The organism is Cyanobium sp. Aljojuca 7A6 (genome assembly GCF_024346455.1).
Lineage (GTDB): Bacteria > Cyanobacteriota > Cyanobacteriia > PCC-6307 > Cyanobiaceae > Cyanobium.
On the sequence record NZ_JAGQCY010000001.1, the window covers coordinates 302,599 to 318,281 of the forward strand.

24 protein-coding genes and 1 tRNA gene are annotated in these 15,683 nt (G+C 68.5%); 13 read left to right on the forward strand and 12 right to left on the reverse strand.

The window, feature by feature from the left end:
* Window positions 1-45: 45 nt before the first annotated feature.
* Window positions 46-249 carry a hypothetical protein gene (locus KBY95_RS01560; RefSeq protein WP_254962913.1) on the forward strand — a complete coding sequence of 68 codons (204 nt, stop codon included), beginning with the start codon at window positions 46-48 and terminating at the stop codon, window positions 247-249.
* A gap of 205 nt (window positions 250-454) precedes the next feature.
* A complete protein-coding gene (locus tag KBY95_RS01565) occupies window positions 455-2,350 on the forward strand; it encodes a bifunctional diguanylate cyclase/phosphodiesterase (RefSeq protein WP_254962914.1) in 1,896 nt (631 codons plus the stop codon).
* 5 nt (window positions 2,351-2,355) lie between these two features.
* Here KBY95_RS01565 and KBY95_RS01570 read toward each other — a convergent pair whose 3' ends face one another.
* Window positions 2,356-3,009, reverse strand: a complete 654-nt coding sequence (locus tag KBY95_RS01570; RefSeq protein ID WP_254962915.1) for a DJ-1/PfpI family protein — start codon at window positions 3,007-3,009, stop codon at window positions 2,356-2,358.
* Window positions 3,010-3,149: 140 nt separating this feature from the next.
* Between KBY95_RS01570 and KBY95_RS01575 the strand changes: the two genes are divergently transcribed.
* Window positions 3,150-4,262, forward strand: coding sequence for a glutaredoxin family protein (locus tag KBY95_RS01575; RefSeq protein ID WP_254962916.1), 1,113 nt, complete (start codon window positions 3,150-3,152; stop codon window positions 4,260-4,262).
* A gap of 3 nt (window positions 4,263-4,265) precedes the next feature.
* Here KBY95_RS01575 and KBY95_RS01580 read toward each other — a convergent pair whose 3' ends face one another.
* The 3 genes from KBY95_RS01580 to KBY95_RS01590 all read right to left on the reverse strand — a co-directional run bounded on the left by KBY95_RS01580 (window position 4,266) and on the right by KBY95_RS01590 (window position 5,629).
* Entirely contained in the window at window positions 4,266-4,565 is a 300-nt protein-coding gene (locus tag KBY95_RS01580) for an MTH1187 family thiamine-binding protein (RefSeq protein ID WP_254962917.1), read from the reverse strand.
* 283 nt (window positions 4,566-4,848) lie between these two features.
* Window positions 4,849-5,511, reverse strand: a complete 663-nt coding sequence (locus tag KBY95_RS01585) for a DUF2459 domain-containing protein (RefSeq protein ID WP_254962918.1) — start codon at window positions 5,509-5,511, stop codon at window positions 4,849-4,851.
* Between the two features lie 34 nt (window positions 5,512-5,545).
* A tRNA-Leu gene (locus tag KBY95_RS01590) sits at window positions 5,546-5,629 on the reverse strand.
* A gap of 41 nt (window positions 5,630-5,670) precedes the next feature.
* On the opposite strand from KBY95_RS01590, the gene KBY95_RS01595 reads away from it, so the two are divergent.
* From KBY95_RS01595 to KBY95_RS01615, 5 genes are all read left to right on the forward strand, one after another.
* Window positions 5,671-5,922, forward strand: a complete 252-nt coding sequence (locus KBY95_RS01595) for an NAD(P)H-quinone oxidoreductase subunit L (protein WP_254962919.1) — start codon at window positions 5,671-5,673, stop codon at window positions 5,920-5,922.
* A gap of 3 nt (window positions 5,923-5,925) precedes the next feature.
* Window positions 5,926-6,261, forward strand: coding sequence for a DUF3007 family protein (locus KBY95_RS01600; protein ID WP_254962920.1), 336 nt, complete (start codon window positions 5,926-5,928; stop codon window positions 6,259-6,261).
* 44 nt (window positions 6,262-6,305) lie between these two features.
* Window positions 6,306-7,151, forward strand: coding sequence for a tryptophan synthase subunit alpha (gene trpA, locus KBY95_RS01605; protein ID WP_254962921.1), 846 nt, complete (start codon window positions 6,306-6,308; stop codon window positions 7,149-7,151).
* Between the two features lie 142 nt (window positions 7,152-7,293).
* A complete protein-coding gene (locus KBY95_RS01610) occupies window positions 7,294-7,932 on the forward strand; it encodes a DUF938 domain-containing protein (RefSeq protein ID WP_254962922.1) in 639 nt (212 codons plus the stop codon).
* A 36-nt stretch (window positions 7,933-7,968) separates the two neighbouring features.
* Window positions 7,969-8,235 (forward strand): YciI family protein, encoded by a 267-nt coding sequence (locus KBY95_RS01615; RefSeq protein ID WP_254962923.1) that lies wholly within the window; start codon window positions 7,969-7,971, stop codon window positions 8,233-8,235.
* Window positions 8,236-8,256: 21 nt separating this feature from the next.
* On the opposite strand, the gene KBY95_RS01620 is transcribed toward KBY95_RS01615, so the two are convergent.
* Together KBY95_RS01620 and KBY95_RS01625 are read right to left on the reverse strand one after the other, a co-directional pair.
* Window positions 8,257-8,652: a c-type cytochrome gene (locus KBY95_RS01620; RefSeq protein ID WP_396094858.1), complete on the reverse strand. Its 396-nt coding sequence runs from the start codon at window positions 8,650-8,652 to the stop codon at window positions 8,257-8,259.
* Window positions 8,649-9,011 carry an AbrB family transcriptional regulator gene (locus tag KBY95_RS01625; protein WP_216909975.1) on the reverse strand — a complete coding sequence of 121 codons (363 nt, stop codon included), beginning with the start codon at window positions 9,009-9,011 and terminating at the stop codon, window positions 8,649-8,651. Before KBY95_RS01625 ends, KBY95_RS01620 begins: the two co-directional genes overlap by 4 nt.
* A 103-nt stretch (window positions 9,012-9,114) precedes the next feature.
* Between KBY95_RS01625 and KBY95_RS01630 the strand changes: the two genes are divergently transcribed.
* Both KBY95_RS01630 and KBY95_RS01635 read left to right on the forward strand, forming a co-directional pair.
* On the forward strand, window positions 9,115-9,591 hold the full coding sequence (locus KBY95_RS01630) for a GNAT family N-acetyltransferase (RefSeq protein ID WP_254962924.1): 477 nt from the start codon (window positions 9,115-9,117) through the stop codon (window positions 9,589-9,591).
* An 18-nt stretch (window positions 9,592-9,609) separates the two neighbouring features.
* Window positions 9,610-10,155 carry a Nif11 domain/cupin domain-containing protein gene (locus KBY95_RS01635; protein ID WP_254962925.1) on the forward strand — a complete coding sequence of 182 codons (546 nt, stop codon included), beginning with the start codon at window positions 9,610-9,612 and terminating at the stop codon, window positions 10,153-10,155.
* Here the strand turns inward: KBY95_RS01635 and KBY95_RS01640 are convergent.
* From KBY95_RS01640 to KBY95_RS01660, 5 genes are all read right to left on the reverse strand, one after another.
* Window positions 10,046-10,582, reverse strand: a complete 537-nt coding sequence (locus KBY95_RS01640) for a phosphate-starvation-inducible PsiE family protein (RefSeq protein ID WP_254962926.1) — start codon at window positions 10,580-10,582, stop codon at window positions 10,046-10,048. The two genes, KBY95_RS01635 and KBY95_RS01640, sit on opposite strands and share 110 nt — an antisense overlap.
* On the reverse strand, window positions 10,582-10,833 hold the full coding sequence (locus KBY95_RS01645; protein WP_254962927.1) for a hypothetical protein: 252 nt from the start codon (window positions 10,831-10,833) through the stop codon (window positions 10,582-10,584). Before KBY95_RS01645 ends, KBY95_RS01640 begins: the two co-directional genes overlap by 1 nt.
* Before the next feature lie 92 nt (window positions 10,834-10,925).
* On the reverse strand, window positions 10,926-11,267 hold the full coding sequence (locus KBY95_RS01650) for a hypothetical protein (RefSeq protein ID WP_254962928.1): 342 nt from the start codon (window positions 11,265-11,267) through the stop codon (window positions 10,926-10,928).
* A 9-nt stretch (window positions 11,268-11,276) separates the two neighbouring features.
* Window positions 11,277-11,654 carry a DUF1232 domain-containing protein gene (locus tag KBY95_RS01655; RefSeq protein WP_254962929.1) on the reverse strand — a complete coding sequence of 126 codons (378 nt, stop codon included), beginning with the start codon at window positions 11,652-11,654 and terminating at the stop codon, window positions 11,277-11,279.
* Between the two features lie 91 nt (window positions 11,655-11,745).
* The gene (locus tag KBY95_RS01660; RefSeq protein WP_254962930.1) at window positions 11,746-12,672 is read right to left on the reverse strand and encodes a sigma-70 family RNA polymerase sigma factor; all 927 of its coding nucleotides are present in this window, start codon (window positions 12,670-12,672) and stop codon (window positions 11,746-11,748) included.
* 215 nt (window positions 12,673-12,887) lie between these two features.
* Here KBY95_RS01660 and KBY95_RS01665 point away from each other — a divergent pair, with 215 nt between their 5' ends.
* Window positions 12,888-13,376, forward strand: coding sequence for a DUF2214 family protein (locus tag KBY95_RS01665; protein ID WP_094584798.1), 489 nt, complete (start codon window positions 12,888-12,890; stop codon window positions 13,374-13,376).
* Complete coding sequence (locus KBY95_RS01670; protein ID WP_254962931.1) at window positions 13,376-14,098, forward strand: matrixin family metalloprotease; 723 nt, start codon at window positions 13,376-13,378, stop codon at window positions 14,096-14,098. Before KBY95_RS01665 ends, KBY95_RS01670 begins: the two co-directional genes overlap by 1 nt.
* A 9-nt stretch (window positions 14,099-14,107) precedes the next feature.
* Here KBY95_RS01670 and KBY95_RS01675 read toward each other — a convergent pair whose 3' ends face one another.
* On the reverse strand, window positions 14,108-14,914 hold the full coding sequence (locus KBY95_RS01675) for a metal ABC transporter ATP-binding protein (protein ID WP_254962932.1): 807 nt from the start codon (window positions 14,912-14,914) through the stop codon (window positions 14,108-14,110).
* Window positions 14,915-15,009: 95 nt separating this feature from the next.
* Between KBY95_RS01675 and KBY95_RS01680 the strand changes: the two genes are divergently transcribed.
* Window positions 15,010-15,681 carry an SDR family oxidoreductase gene (locus tag KBY95_RS01680; RefSeq protein WP_254962933.1) on the forward strand — a complete coding sequence of 224 codons (672 nt, stop codon included), beginning with the start codon at window positions 15,010-15,012 and terminating at the stop codon, window positions 15,679-15,681.
* Window positions 15,682-15,683: the final 2 nt, after the last annotated feature.

Here is a 15,683-nt window from a genome sequence, read left to right on the forward strand (position 1 = left end):
ACCTGGGGCCATGGTCAGCAAGACCGCAGCAGGACTGCAGCGGCCATGACGACGGACGAGAAGCAGGCCGCTACCTATAGTCGAAGATTTGTAGGTAATCACGCGATGAACCCTTGCATTCAGGCTCAGATCCCGACCACAGTGTTGCGTTTTATTTTGCCTTTCCGTGCGTCTGCCCTGGCGTGCGAAAAGGACATCAACGGCCTGCAGAGCAGCTCCGACAGCCACGCAGAAAGCCTCAGCCAATAAAGGCCTTCACCTCTGGCACGGTGAAATGCATAGCAAATGATTAGCCGTCTCATTTGTTAGTCCGAATCATTTGAATTCTTCCCAACCTCGATACCATCCAAGATTCGTCGTCTCGGCCGTTGCCCTGATCGGCCTTTTTCTGCTGGATCTGGCCCTGACAAGAATCCTGGGCACTACCCTGTTCCAATACTACTGGATTCCCGTGGTGCTGGCAGCTTCCTTCTCCACGCCGCGCCAGGTGGGTTGGATCACGAGTCTGGCGATCGCCCTCACCGTCGCCTGGTCACTTCAGGCTCCCCAGGCCTCAACACTGGAACTGATGCTGCGGCTGGCCGGCCTGATCGGGCTGGCCTGGGTGTCGATGCATCTGGCTCGCGAACTGCAGGCGAAGGAACGCAGCAACCGGCAACTCAAGGAGCATTACCAGTTGCTGGCCGAGAACGCCCCGGATGTGGTCCTCAGCAGCGACAGGGACGGGCGGATCGCCTGGGTCTCCCCGTCGGTGCGGCAGCTGCTGGGCCATGACGCCTGCCAGTTGCAGGGTCGGACCATCGACGAGCTGCTGCTGGAGGCGGACCGCGGGCAGCTGGATCAAGCCATCGGTCGGGTCCTGCAGGGGAACAGCAGCCTCTGCGAGCTGCGCTTCCGGGCCGCTGATGGGGGCAGCCGCTGGGTCTCCATGGCGCTGCGTCCGGTGCTCGCACCCGATGGGGAGGTGATGGGCATCGTCGGCAGCTGGCGCGACATCCAGGGGGAGGTGGAGGCCCGTCAGGCGGAGGAGCGCACCAAGGCGGCCCTGGCGGCTTCGGAGGAACGGCTGCGCCTCACGATGGAGAACGCTTCAACCGGCATCGCCCTGCTCGATGCCTCAGGCCATTTCCTGTCCATCAACCCCACCGGCTGCGGGCTGCTCGACCGCGACCTGGCTGGGCTGGAGGGCCACACCTGGCAGGCCTTCTCGCCGGCCGCCGACCAGGCCAGCGAAGCCCCGCTGATGGAAGCTCTGCTCAGCGGCCAGCACCCCTGTTATCGCCTGCGCAAGCGCATCCTCCAGAGGGCCGGCAGCTCCATCTGGGTGGACTGCAGTGTCTCCTGCTCACGCCGTCCCGACGGCAGCCTGGCCTTCGTGATCGCCCAGTTCAATGACGTGACCGAGATGGTTCAGGCGGAAGCCGCCCTGGCCACCTCGGAGGAGCGCTACCGGCTGCTGGCGGAAAACTCCAGCGATGTGGTGCTCCTGATCAAGGACGGGGTGATCAGCTGGATTTCCCCCTCGCTCACCTGCATGCTGGGCTGGCAGCCGGAGGACTGGATCGGCCATCCCCTCAGCCGCTTCATCCCCGCCGATGAGCAACCGGTCCTGGAACGCCACCTCCGTACCCTGGCCAGCGGTCAGACGGTGGTCAGCCGGCTGCAGGCCCTGGCCCACGACCACAGCCAGCGCTGGGTGGAACTGCATGCCAGCTCCCACCGGGATCCGCTGGGCCGTCTCGACGGCATCGTCGGGTCGTTCCGAACGGTGGATCAGGAGGTGGCCGCCGAAAGGGAACTGGCCCGCCGCGCCTGCACCGACGAACTGACCGGCCTGGTGAACCGCCATGAGGCGCTGGAGCAGATCACCGCCATCGCCGTCCGCGTGCTGCGCCATGGCGATGCCACCGCCGTGCTGTTCTGTGATCTCGACAACTTCAAGGAGATCAACGACACCTTCGGCCACATCCCGGGCGACGAACTGCTCCGGACCGTGGCCACCAGAATCCGCATCGGCCTGCGCAGCGGCGACATGGCCGCCCGCATCGGTGGCGACGAGCTGATGGTGGTGCTGCAGGGGGTGCGGAGCCTGAACGATGCGATGGCGATCGCTGAAAAGCTGCGTCGGGCCGTGGCCGAACCGATCCCCACCAGTGCCGGCTACCTGTCAATCACCCTGAGCATCGGCGTGACCATGGTCCAACCCGGCGAAAACCCCGACGAAATCATCTCCAGGGCCGACCGCGCCATGTACCGGGCCAAGCAGACCGGGCGCAACCAGGTGCTGCCTTTCACCGAACAGAGCGGTGCCGCTGAAAACCGGAGCGCCGCCTGGCAGCCGGTGCTCTGAATGGCTCAGGAGCGGCGGAAATAGGCCGCCCCCTTGCCTCGGCTGGCGGCCGTTCCATAGATCTTCGAAGCTGGGAAATACTCGGCCTCCAGCTGCACCGTGGCGGCCGCCTCTTCTCCGGCCGTTTCAGCAATGAACTGCAGGGTGAGATCCATACCCGAGGAGATGCCGGCCGCCGTCCAGATCGCCCCATCGCGGGTGAAGCGCTCCTCCACCACTTCCACATCGCCGAAGGCGCGCAGGCGCTCCAGGGAGGCCCAGTGGGTGGTGGCCCGCTTGCCCATGAGCAGGCCGGCCGCCTGCAGCAGGAAGGCCCCGGTGCAGACCGAGAGCACCGCCCGGCAGCGGGCCGCCTGTTCGCGGATGAAGCCGATCAGCTCGGCATTGTTCACCTCCGTGCGGGTGCCAAGGCCGCCCGGCACCAGCAGCACATCCAGGGGCGGAGCCGTGGCGAAGCTGGCCTGGGGCAGCAGCACCAGCCCCTTGGCGCAGGTGATCGGGGCCTCGCTCTGGCCAATCAGCAGACACTGTTCGGGTCCGCCGCTCTGGCGCGCCCACAGGGTGGCCATCTCCCAGGGCCCGATGGCGTCGAGTTCCTCCACCCCCGGGAACAGCAGGAGGCCGAAGATTCCGACGCCAGTGGACGCGGCTGGATCCATCGTTGGCCCCGCCCGCAAGCGTATGAAACGGTTCAAGTTTCCCATCAGCCGCCAAACCGCAGCGAAGATCAAGACCAGGCCCGGGAGCGATGGCGATGGGGACAGCCACGACAACGACCAGACGTTGGCGGCAAGGGCTGTTGGCCCTGGCCCTGGCCGCCCTGCTGAGCCTGGTACCGCCCGCCGCCGCCGCTGCCGCCGCGGAACTGCAGGTGTTCGTGCGCGAGGGCTGTCCCCACTGTGCCGCCGCCAAGGCCTTCCTGCCCGAGCTGCAGCGGCAGCGGCCGGCCGTGCAGGTGCGGCTGCGTGACGTGGGGATCGATCCGCAGGCCCGCGACGACCTGCTGCGCCTTTCAAAGCAGGCGGGTATCCAGGCCCCCGGCGTGCCCGCGTTCGCGTATGCGGGCCGGCTGCTGGTGGGCTTCGATGACGCCGGGGGCCGCGGGCAGGACCTGCTGGCCCTGGTGGAGGCGCCCAGCACGGACAACCCAGGCGAAGACGCGGCCGGTGCCACAGAGCTCAGCCTCGGCCCCCTGGGCCGCCTCAGCGTCGACGGGCAGGGCCTGCCGTTGTTCACCCTGGCGATGGGGCTGCTGGACGGCTTCAATCCCTGCGCGATGTGGGTGCTGCTGTTCCTGCTGTCACTGCTGGTGCATTGGCAGAACCGTCGCCGCATGGCCCTGGTGGCGGGCACGTTCGTGCTGGTCAGCGGTGCGGTCTATTACGCCTTCATGGCCGCCTGGCTGAACGTGTTTCTGCTGCTGGGCTGGTCTACCGGGCTGCGGCTGGTGCTGGCCGGCCTGGCAATCACGGTGGGGGTGGTCAACGTGCTGGACAGTCGGCGCCAGGGCAGCGGCTTCAGCCTCTCGATCCCGGCGGCGGCCAAGCCAGGCCTCTACGCCCGCCTGCGCAACGTCGTCCAGTCACGCTCCCTGCTGCCGGCCCTGGCCGCGGTGGCGGTTCTGGCGGTGGTGGTGAATGCCGTGGAGTTGCTCTGCACCGCCGGTCTGCCGGCGATCTACACGGCGGTGCTCAGCCAGCAGAACCTGCCGGCCAGCGCCCACTACGCCTACCTGGGCCTCTACATCCTCGGTTACATCGCCGACGACAGCCTGATGGTGGCCGCCGCCGTGCTGGCCCTGAGCAGCAATAAGCTCACGGAAGCCGGTGGCCGCTGGCTGAAGCTGATCAGTGGCGGGGTGATGCTGGCGCTGGGGCTGGCGTTGCTGCTGCGGCCCGGATGGCTGCTGTGAGGCTCACCCCAGCAGCGCCTGCACGCTGGCCAGCTTGTCGTCGAGGCTCTGGTCGCGGTCGGTGCGGGTGTTGATCGTCACGGTGGTGAAGATCCGCGGGCAGCCCATGGCGTGCACGGCGGCATGGCAGGCCTCGATCGCCGCCATCACCGGCGCCCACTCGCCCTCGATGGCGGTGCCGTTGGGGTGCAGCCGGATCGTCAGCCCGGCCTGCTGCAGCACCCGCTCGCAGGTGGCCACGTAGGACGCCAGGCTCACCCCCACACCAATCGGCACCACACAAAGATCAACGATCACCTTCATGCTGGAAGCTGGCAGGGGCCATGCCGATCATCACCAGGTGCCGATGCTGAACAGCAACTGCAACAGGGCAAAACCCGCCAGACAGGTGGCGGCTAGGAGCGGAGCGACATGAACCAATTTTCCAATCCCTCGTTGGTGCTGGTCTAGGCCGGGCGCAGCCCCTGAGAAAGGCCAAAGAGAGACTGCGTGTGGAGAGCCACAGACACAGTTAGTGATGAACTTTTGTCCTGCGTGCCCTGCATCGAAGCCCGACTTTCAGCCTCAGGGATGGGGGACGATCAGTTCAAGACCCTGCCCTGTGGGCCTGGCCACGGGCCGGAAGCCCCGTAAACGCCCAGGCACCTGGGCAGCGAGCACCACCCCTGTCGGGTCGGTGGCGAGTCCGGCCTCCCGCAGCCGCTGCACGGTCCACCAGTTGCAGTTGCGGGTCCACAGATAGGTGCCATGGGCCAGGACAAAACGACCCCCATGGCCGGGCCGCCATGGCAGGGGGGGCGCGTCGCCCGCCTGCGGGTGTGCGCTGGGCCGAGCGCTCCAGGGCGGTGAGCAGGGCCTGCAGGGTGGGGGCCCCCACCCGACGCTGCCGCACGGCGACCGTTCCCTCCAGCCGCGGGGGATCGGGGTGGGCGGCGAGGAACAGCACCGAGTCCGTGGGCAGAACCAGGGCGGAGAAGACGCTCTGGGGGCTGCGGTCGGCGCCATGGAAGTAACGCCGGTCGCCCCAGGCGACTTCCACGAACGGGGCCGCCTCCGCCCCCGGGGGGCCGAGGCGCCAACCTGGCGGCTGCTGCACCACGATCGAGGTGTGGTGACCCCAATCCGCCACCAGCACGGTGTAGGGCCCCGGAGGGGGCAACGGCAGCGGCGCCAGCTGGGCGCGGGGCTCGGGTCGCGCGATGGCCTGCAGCAGCGGCCGGCCCACCAGCTCCAGCAGGAGCGCCAGCATCAGGAGCGCACTCCCATCCCAGAAGCACCAACGATGGGGGCAGGGGGACTTGAACCCCCACAGCCTTGCAGCCTGCGGATTTTAAGTCCGCTGCGTCTACCAATTTCGCCATGCCCCCGCGCCTGGATCCTAGATTCACTCCACTTCGCGACACCCCTGGTGGCCCTGAGCGGACCTCTGAGCGGCCTTTCGCTCGACACCCTGCTTGTGATCGGTGCCTACCTGGCTCTGGCCGGGGCTTACCTGGTGGTGGTGCCCCTGGCCCTCTACTGGTGGATGCACAGGCGCTGGACCGTGATGGGCAAGATCGAGCGCACCGCCATTTATGGGCTGGTGTTCCTGTTCTTCCCTGGGTTGATCCTGTTCTCCCCCTTCCTCAACCTGCGCATGGCCGGCCAGGGCGAGGCCTGATCCTTGACTCGCGCACAGGCGATCCTGCTGGGATTGGTGGTTTTCGGCATCGGCGGGGGGGGCTACTGGGTGTTCCGCTCCAGCGGCCTGGAGGGCTTCTCCCCCGGCATCGCGGCTTCGGCCGTGCTGATGCTCGTGGTGCTGGGCTGGACGGCCAGCTACCTGCTGCGGGTGCTGGGCGGCAAGATGACGTACATGGAGCAGCGGCGCCGTTACCGAGCCGCCTACGACGCCGTCACCGACGAGGAGCTGCAGCGCAAGTTCGACGCCATGAGCCCCGAGGAGCAGGCCAAGCTGCTGGCCGAGGTGGGGCAGCTGCAGGCCGATGCGGAGATGTGAAGACGACCCCATAGGCTCAGGGGCCCGTCCTGCCCTCCGGCCCGATGAGCGTCGCTGCCACCGCCGGCCCTGCCACCGCCCCCACGCCGATCCAGCAGCGCTTCGCTGCCCTGCGGGCCGAGGGGCGCTGTGCCCTGATGCCCTTTCTGATGGCGGGGGATCCCGATCTGACGGTCACCACCGCCAGCCTGCTGGCCCTGCAGGCCGCCGGCGCCGACCTGATCGAACTGGGCATCCCCTACAGCGATCCGCTGGCGGATGGCCCGGTGATCCAGGCCGCCGCCAGCCGCGCCCTGGCCTCCGGCACCACCCCGGGGCGGGTGCTGGACATGCTGGGCTCCCTGCGGGGCCAGCTCACCCTGCCGGTGGTGCTGTTCACCTACAGCAACCCCCTGCTCAACCGGGGTATGGAGAGCTTCTGCCGCGAGGCCGCCGCCGCCGGTGCCGCCGGCCTGGTGGTGCCCGATCTCCCCTTGGAGGAGGCTCAGAAACTCTCCGGCATCGCGGCCGGCCATGGGCTGGATCTGGTGCTGCTCGTGGCCCCGAACACCCCGGCCGAGCGCATGGCCCGCATCCACACCGCCAGCCGCGGCTTCACCTATCTGGTGAGCGTCACCGGGGTGACGGGGGTGCGCACCAGTCTGGAAACGCGGGTGGGTCCGCTGGTGCAGCAGCTGCGGGAGCTGGGACCCACGCCGGTGGCCGTGGGCTTCGGCATCGCCACCGGCGAACAGGCCCTGCAGGTGCGCCGCTGGGGCGGCGACGGCGCCATCGTGGGCAGCGCCCTGGTGCGGCGCATGGCCCAGGCCCACCAGAGCGGGGCCGATGTGGCCGACGCTGCCGGTGTCTTTGCCGCCGAGCTGCGCGCCGCCCTCGATCAGCCGCTTTAGCCGGGCTACAGCACAGGAGCGCAGGCGCTCAACGACAGCAGCAGCACCAGGGCGGCGAGCAACGACGCTGGGGCAAGCCAGGCCATGGGACGCGGGGCAGGGGTTCGCATGGCCGGAGAACAACTGATCCCATGATGGGCCGATGGACCCCGATTCCCTGCCGTTTTCTCCCGCCTGCCTGCGTAACCAGGAGCCGATCCTGACGCAGCTGCGCCGGTGGATGCCCCCGGAGGCCAGGGTGCTGGAGGTGGGCTCGGGCAGCGGCCAACACGCCATCCACATGGCCCGCCATCTGCCGGGGGTGTGCTGGCAGCCCAGTGAGCGCTCCGAATCCCTGACCGGACTGGCCGGACGCATCGCCCTGGAGGGCCAGGCGGGCCTGGCCCCCGGGGCCCGGGTGGCACCGCCGCTGGCGCTGGATGTGACCGAGGCCCACTGGCCGGCCGGGCCCTTCGAGGTGGTTTTCACGGCCAACACGCTGCACATCATGCCGGCGGCCGCTGTGCCCTACCTGCTGGCCGGCAGTGCCCGGGTACTGACCGTCGATGGCCTGCTGCTGATCTACGGCCCGTTTCGCTACGGCGATAGCCATACCGCCGCCAGCAATGGGGCCTTCGATGCCCATCTGCAACAGCTGGATCCGGCCATGGGGGTTCGCGACGCCGAGGAGCTCCAGGCCATGGCCTCCCGCCTGGGGCTGCACCTGCAGGCCGATGGGGCGATGCCGGCCAACAACCGCCTGCTGGTGTTTCAAAAGAGCCAAGAAGGGCGCGGAGAATGAAAGGCTGAGGGACGTTCCTCTCCCACCCCGCGGCCCATGAAATTCGTCCTCTGGGGCACCTACGTCGCCGACGCCCTTGAGCGCCGCACCCCCTACCGCGACGAGCATCTGGCCGGACTGAAACGCCAGAAAGAGGAGGGTGTGCTGCTCACCCTGGGGCCCACCGCCGACACCAGCCACGTCTTCGGCCTCTACGAAGCCGACGAGCAGGCGACGGTGGAGAGCCTCGTCAAAGGTGACATCTACTGGCGCCAGGGCATCTGGACGGCCGTGGAGATCTATCCCTGGATCCAGGCCTTCTAAGCCACGCGGAAGCGAGGGGCTTCAGCTGCGGGGCCAGCCGGCCTGGGCCTGCTGCCACACCCAGGCGGCCACCGCGTCGGCCCCGCCGTCACCGAGGGCCTCGCCGTAGCCGCCCATCTGGCCGATTCCTGCGGCGGCGATCGTGGCGATCACCGCTGGATTGGCGGCGCCATTGCGCTCCAACGCTGCCAGCTTCAATGTCTTGCCGCGGCGGATGATGTTGCCCCCCTGGGCATGGCAGCCGATGCAGTGGGCCTCAAACAAGCGGCCGCCCGTATCTCGACGGGCGACCTCAGAATCGAGGGCCTCCAACGCGAAGGCTGGCCCTGGGAAGCCAAGGGCCGCTGGCGGCAGGATCAGGGCCAGCAGCAGAAGCAGGCCCACCAACAGCGACAGCAGCGGACGCCAGCGGATCAATCCTCTTCGTCGGCGCTGCCGGCGGGGATCAGGCGAATCTGTTTGCGGCCGAGCTTGATCTCGAACTCATCGCCGGGCTTGAGATCAAGCATGGCGGTGTAGGCCTTGCCGATGAGCAGATTGCCGTTGCCCTGCACCGTGGCCACATAGCTGAGTTTGCGGCCGCCTTTGCCGACCTTGCCGGCCGCACCGAATTCGACCCCTTTGGCCTCCAACAGGGCCTCGTAGAAGGCGGTGAAGTTCAGGCGCTCGGCGCCATCCTTCTTGGTGGAAACATAGCCACAGGCCCGTACGATCTCCGACTTGCCGACATCGCCGAGTTCCTTGACCTTGGCCAGCAATTCCGATCCAGTCAGCATGGTATGTACGCGGTGTCGTGAGTGAGGTTAGAACTAAAACATACACCAGCGTGATCAGCCTTGTGCCGAAAGCGGCGACAATCCATGCACATTCACCGCCGCGATGCTGCCGATCCGTCCACTGCGCCCCGATGATTGCCTGCAACTGATCGCCGTGTATCACGAATCGGTCATCAGCCAGGCCGGGAACCTCTACAGCCCGTTACAGATCGAGGCCTGGTCACAACAGGCGAGTCGCAATGATGACTTCCGGTCGTCATTGCTACGCGGCCATGGGTTGGTGAGCTGTGCCAACGACGACGACACGATCATCGAAGCGTTTGCCCTTCTTGATCCCAGCGACCGGCTCGCCCTGCTGTACTGCCGTGGCCGCTCCAGCCGCCAGGGACGCTCTGGTGCCCTGCTGGAGGCCCTGGAGCAGCACGCCCGCAACCGGGGGGTGAGGCGCCTGCGCACCGAGGCCAGCCAGCTGTCACGGCCGCTGCTGGAGCGGCGGGGCTGGGTGGTGGACGGGGAAGAAACGGTGCTCCTGGGCGGCGTCTCCTTTCTGCGCTGGCGGATGGGCAAGGATCTGCTCTGACGCCAGAGCACCTCCCCCATGGCCGAAGCCCAGCTGCAGCAGTTCCTGGAGAAGGTGCGCCAGCTCAACGCCTTCGTGGCCCGCAGCGAGGCCGATCCCGCCCTGAGAGCGGCCCTGCGCGACTGTGGTGATCACCATCAGGTGGTGGCCCTGGCCCGCTCCTGCGGCTTCGAGATCGGCCGCCGCTGGGGCGAGGCACCATCGGGCGACCGGGCCGGTGCCTCCCTGGTGCAGAGCCCCTGCCCTGCCGCAGGGGAGGAAGTGACAACGGTGCTGCTGCAGACCCCGCAGCTGCGGCTGGAGCGGATCCACTCCTGCAGCGCCTCCAGCCCGGAGGGTTTCTGGTACGACCAGACGGAGCACGAGTGGGTGCTGCTGCTGCAGGGCAGTGCCCAGTTGCAGTTCGCCGATGAGCCCGAAGCCCGCTCCCTGGCCTGCGGCGAGGCCCTGCTGATCAGTGCGGGCCGGCGGCACCGGCTGCTGGCGAGTGACCCGGCTCCTGGAACGATCTGGCTGGCCCTGTTCTGGACGCCCCATCCCGCTGACTCACTTCCGACTCATTGACGCGGCGCACCATCCAGAAGGCCGCCGCCAGGCACACCACGGCCACCCCAAGACCCACCACCAGCATCGGTTTGTTCTCGGCGTTCGGGGGCAGCACGATCACCTTCCGGGCCACGGCGGTGATGGCGGTGAGCAGCACCAGTTCGATCTGCACCACGTGGCGGCGCAGGTAGGAGGTGATGTTCTGCAGCACCTCGATGGCGATCAGCAGGTTGAGCAGATCGCCGAGCACGGCGATGAGGCCCTCCCCCACCCAGCGCCGGGCCGGGTCGAACAGCTGAACGACGACCTCGACGGTGAACTTGAGGGCCGCCACCGCCAGCACCAGAAACAGCACGGCGGCCAGCAACTTGGCCACCAGGCGCTCGCCCCGGTCGATCAGGCGCAGAAAGATCGTGTCCTGGAAGATCCGCTGCAGACGTGGCATCAGTTCTTGAACGGCTGGTAGTTGGGTTGGGCCGGTGTGTCACTGGGGGGATTCTCGATCACCGTGTCGCAGGTGACGGAGCCATCGGCGCCGGTGACGCAGTTGGTGGGCTTGATCTTGGTTTCCGGCCCCACATTGCCACCACGCTTGAGCATGAAGGACTCCACCTGGGCCTGGGCCGCGCCGGAGACGCACAGGCCGGCAACCAGGGCAGCGGCGGCCCGCAGGGACCAGGGGAAGGTGACGTTCATGGCGGTGGTCGTCGGCGCAGGGCCGCAGAAGCGTTCAACCCCCACTCTGGAGGCTGGTCGCCTGGCCCGCCAGCACCGCGGCCCGCTGGCCTTCAGGCCCCGCCGTCGGCGCGGATTTCCTGCAACAGCAGGTCGAGCTGCCCCATCGAATTCGCCAACGGATCGTTGGCAGCATCGACGTCGGGGTCCTCGCCGGGCTCCTCGGCCAGCCACTGGGCCTCGATGGCACAGAGGCGCTCGGCCAGCCCCGCCGCGCCCTGGCGGCTCCAGGTGCGCTGCAGCTCCTCGAGCAGCACGGGCATGCGGATCGAACCGGCCCTCAGGGCCCGACGCAGATCCGACTGGGTGCGGCCGGTGAGCCGCAACCAGTCCTTGAGAAGGCTCTGGAGCTCGTCGAGCTGCTCCGGGCTGAGGGAGGGGGCGGACGCCTGCATCGCCGGACCTTACCCCTGCTGGCGGAAGAGGGGGAACCAGCGATCCAGCCGGCTCTGGGCCCGGGCGCGGATCGCCGGGGTGCGGTGGGTGCCGCAGAGCCCCAGCAGGGCCGTGAGGGCCACCATGTCGTCACTGAAGCCGGCCGCCGGGATGAAGTCGGGGATCAGGTCGAGGGGCAGCAGCAGGTAGGTGAGGGCCGCCAGCACGGTGAGCCGCACCTGGGGAGGGGTGCTGCCATCCATCAGCAGCTCCACGCACTCGAAGGCGGGGCGGGCGATGGTGCGGCCGGCCCGGCGCAGCAGCCTCACCAGCAGCGCTTCATCGAGAACGGCGCTCTCCAGCACCTCGGTATCGACGGGCGCCTGATCAGCGGGAGCAACAGCCATGGCGATCTGCTCAAAAAATGGGACGCGCCATCGGGTCGGCGTCCGTTCATTCTGTGGGCCCCACAGGCCGATTCACGAGGGGCGGATGTCCCTACGTGCAGTCGTCGACCAGGCCGCTCTCGATGCCGGTCTTGCGCAGCTTGCGCAGGGCCCGCTGCACCACCTGGCGGCAGTACTCGCGGCTGCACTCCAGCTGGCGGGCCACCTCGGCCAGGGTGCGCCACTCGTGGCTGCCGTCGAGCCCGAAACGCAGCATCACCACCGTGCGCTCCTTGGGGGTGAGGTTGGACTTCTCCAACAGCGTCCACACTGATTCGGTGCGCTCGGCCTGCTCGGCCCGCTCCATCGGCGCCGGCTCATTGCTGGGCAGCACATCGACGAGCTCGGAGGGATCGGCCTTGGAGCGCACGGCCCCCTGCAGGCTGACGGTGACGCTGCGCAGCTCGCAGCCCAGCAGGTCTTCCACCTCGGCCACGGGCAGCCCCATGGCGGTGGCCAGCTCACCGGCGTTGGGGGAATGGCCGTGGGACTGGAGATGGCGCGCCTTGGCGGCCCGCAACCGGGTGAGCTTCTCGTTGACGTTGACGGGAATGCGGATTGTGCGGCTCTGGGTGGAGAGGGCCCGGTTCAGCCCCTGACGAATCCACCAGTAGGCATAGGTGCTGAAACGGTGACCACGGGTGGGATCAAACTTTTCGACGGCGCGGGTCAGACCGATGGTGCCTTCCTGGATCAGATCAAGTAAATCGAGGCCCTTGCCCTGATAGCGCTTGGCGAGATTGACGACCAGCCGCAGGTTGGCTGTCACCATTTGCTGTTTGGCCCGCTCGCCGTTGCGCATGGTGCGCTTTTCGAGATCGTCGTAGTCGCAGGCCGGGCCGCTGCCGCCCGCCTCGGAACAGCGTTCCTGCAGGCTCACCATGGCCTGCACTTTTCGCCCAAGGGTGAGCTCCTGCTCAGGGGTGAGCAGCTGATGGCGGCCAATCTCGCCGAGAAAGGCACTGAGGGAACTCGCCATGGAGCCTCTGAATCGATACGTTGAACCTACGGTTGTTTCTGGATGTTCCTGAAACAAACAGAAAGCCTTCAGTGTTCCGTTGCGGCTTCCACATATCGCCAACTCTTTCCCTATTTCCTACTGATTTCAATCTGAGCTCCAGGCCGTGATCGCCTAGGGGCCCGGTGGCCCGGAGCCAGCCGCTACCGTCCGGGGCGATCCCCTGACACCAGCCGATGGCCGGGCTTCTCTCGATCCCCTCCGAGGTGCTCTCCAGCGCCGGGGTGGCCTATGTGCACTACCTGAGCTTCATGGTCTGCTTCGGCGCCCTGGTGCTGGAGCGGCGCCTGATCCGGCCCGACCCGGACCGCAAGGACGCGATCCTGATGGTGATCACGGACGTGACCTACGGCCTGGCCGCCCTGGGGGTGCTGCTGAGCGGCATCCTGCGGGTGCTGTATTTCGGCCAGGGCTCCAGCTTCTACACCGAGAACCCCCTGTTCTGGTGGAAGGTGGGCACCTACCTGGCGGTGGGCGCCCTGTCGCTGTACCCCACCATCACCTACATCCTCTGGGCCATCCCCCTGCGCAAGGGGGAGCTCCCGAAGGTGAGTGAGGCCCTGGCCAACCGCCTGCGCTGGGTGCTCAACATCGAGCTGGCGGGCTTCGCCGCCATCCCTCTGATGGCCGCCCTGATGGCCCGCGGAGTGGGACTGGCGGGCTGATGGGCCGGCCCCACCGCCTGCTCGCCGCCGGGCTGGTGCCGGCGTTGCTGCTGCTGGCGGCGCCGCTCCAGGCCGCCCCAGCCCCTTGCCCCGTGGCTGTGGCCACGCGCGCCGTCGGGGCAACGCCGGGCACGGCCGCCGCTGTTCCGCCGGGGGAGCCAGGCGCGGACTACCGCCAGTTGCTGCGGCCCACGGGCCTGGGCTGGCCCCGGCTGGATCACTGGTGCGTGTGGGTGGAGCCGGCGGCGACGGGCGGCGCCGGCCAACGCTGGGATGCGCTCTGGCTCGGCGCGGTGGAGCGGGCCCTGGGCCAGTGGAAGAGAGAACTGACGATCACCCGGGTGGACGATCCGGCGGCGGCCCAGGTGCGGATCCTGCGGCGGCGGCCGCCCCTGCAGCGGCAGGCCACCGGCCGCACCCGGGCCAGCCATGGCCGGGCCGAGCTGGCGCTGGTGGCGGTGGATCGGGGCGCCGGCTGGATTCTGGAGCCCCGGGTGCAGGTGCTGATCAGCCCGGGCCAGCGGCCGCAGGCCACCGAGGCCACCGCTTTGCATGAACTGGGCCACGCCTTCGGGCTTTGGGGCCACAGCGACGATCCCGCCGACGCCATGGCGGCCGTTCCCGGGGCCGAGCCGGTGCTGGAGCTCAGCCGGCGCGATCGGGCCACGCTGCGCTGGCTGTACGGGCAACCCACGGGCTTCGGCCAACCCCTGCCGCCCTGAGCGGGCCGTTCAGGCCGGCGGGGTTTCCTCGGCGTGGGGAGGGCGGTGGGGCGGGTGACGGTGGTGGTAGGGAACGAAGCCGGGGCCGTAGATCTGGGCCAGCCGGGTGGGGCTGAGGGCGTGGTCGGGGGTGCCGAAACACCGCAGGCTGCGGTTGAGGCAGAGCACGCCATCGCAGGTGCGGCGCACCATCTCCAGATCGTGCGACACCTGCAGGATTGTCCAACCTTCGCTGCGGCGCAGCTGGTAGAGGAGGGTGTGGAACTGCTCGGCCGCCCGGGCATCGAGGCCGGCCTGGGCCTCATCGAGCACCAGCAGGCGGCGGGGGCGCACCACGCAGAAGGCCAGCAGCACCCGCTTCAGCTGGCCGCCGGAGAGTTCCGACAGCAGCCGGTCGGCCAGGTCGGCGCAGAGGGTTTTGCGCAGGGCGGCGCGGATGGCGCTGCGGCGCTCCTCGCGGCCCAGCCAGGGCAGGGACAGGCCGGGCGAATCCCAGCCCAGGCCCACGAATTCGGCCACCGTGAGCGGGAAGCGGCCCCGGGGCACCAGGGTCTGGGGCAGGTAGGCGAGCTTGGCGCGCAGCTCCCGCGGCAACTGGCCGCGGCTGCCGAGGCTGCAGCCCAGGAAGCGCACCTCACCGGCCTGGCGGGGCAGGATGCCGAGAATCGCTTGCACCAGGGTGCTCTTGCCGGCGCCGTTCGGGCCCACCAGGGCGGTGTCGGATTCGGCCACCAGCTGGAAGCTGACGTCATCCACCGCCGTGACGGCCTCACGCCGCACGCTCAGGTGGCTGACTTCGAGAACCATTTCGGCCATGGGGGCAGCCTACCCAGCAGACCTCTGGCTGGCTGTCGCCATCCCAACGTGTCGGCCACGAGAATGGATCTCAACGCAATCGAGCAAGACACCCCATGACCTGCATCGCCGTGAGTGGAGCTTCAGGCAAGACGGGCTGGCGGGTGGTGCAAGAAGCCCTGGGCCGGGGCTGGGGTGTGAAGGCGATCCTGCGGCCGGGCTCTGAGGTGCCGCCGGGGCTGGAGGGGGCGGAGCTGGTGCGGCTGGATCTGGGGGATACGGAGGCGCTGAAGGGGGCCCTTGAGGGTTGCGACGCCCTGGTGATCGCCACCGGGGCACGGCCGTCGGTTGATCTGGCCGGGCCGCTGAAGGTGGATGCCCTGGCGATCCGCTCCCAGATCGCCGCCTGCCGTGAGGCCGGCATCAAGAGGGTGGTGCTGGTGAGCTCCCTGTGCAGCGGCCGCTGGTTCCACCCGCTCAATTTGTTCGGGCTGATCCTGGTGTGGAAGGGGGTGGGCGAGCGCTGGCTGGCTGCCAGTGGCCTCGATTGGACGGTGGTGCGCCCGGGCGGGCTGAAGGAAACCGAGGAGGGACTCGAGGCCGAAGGCATCCGCTTCAGCGGGCCCGACCAGCAGGAGAGCGACAGCATCCCGCGGCGGCTGGTGGCGCGGGTGTGCCTCGATGCGGTGGAGAGCCCGGCCGCGATCGGCCGCATCATCGAGATCACCAGCAGCCCCGAGCTGCCGGCGGTGGAGCTCCAGGAGTGGCTGGCGAGCAGCGCCGCCTGACG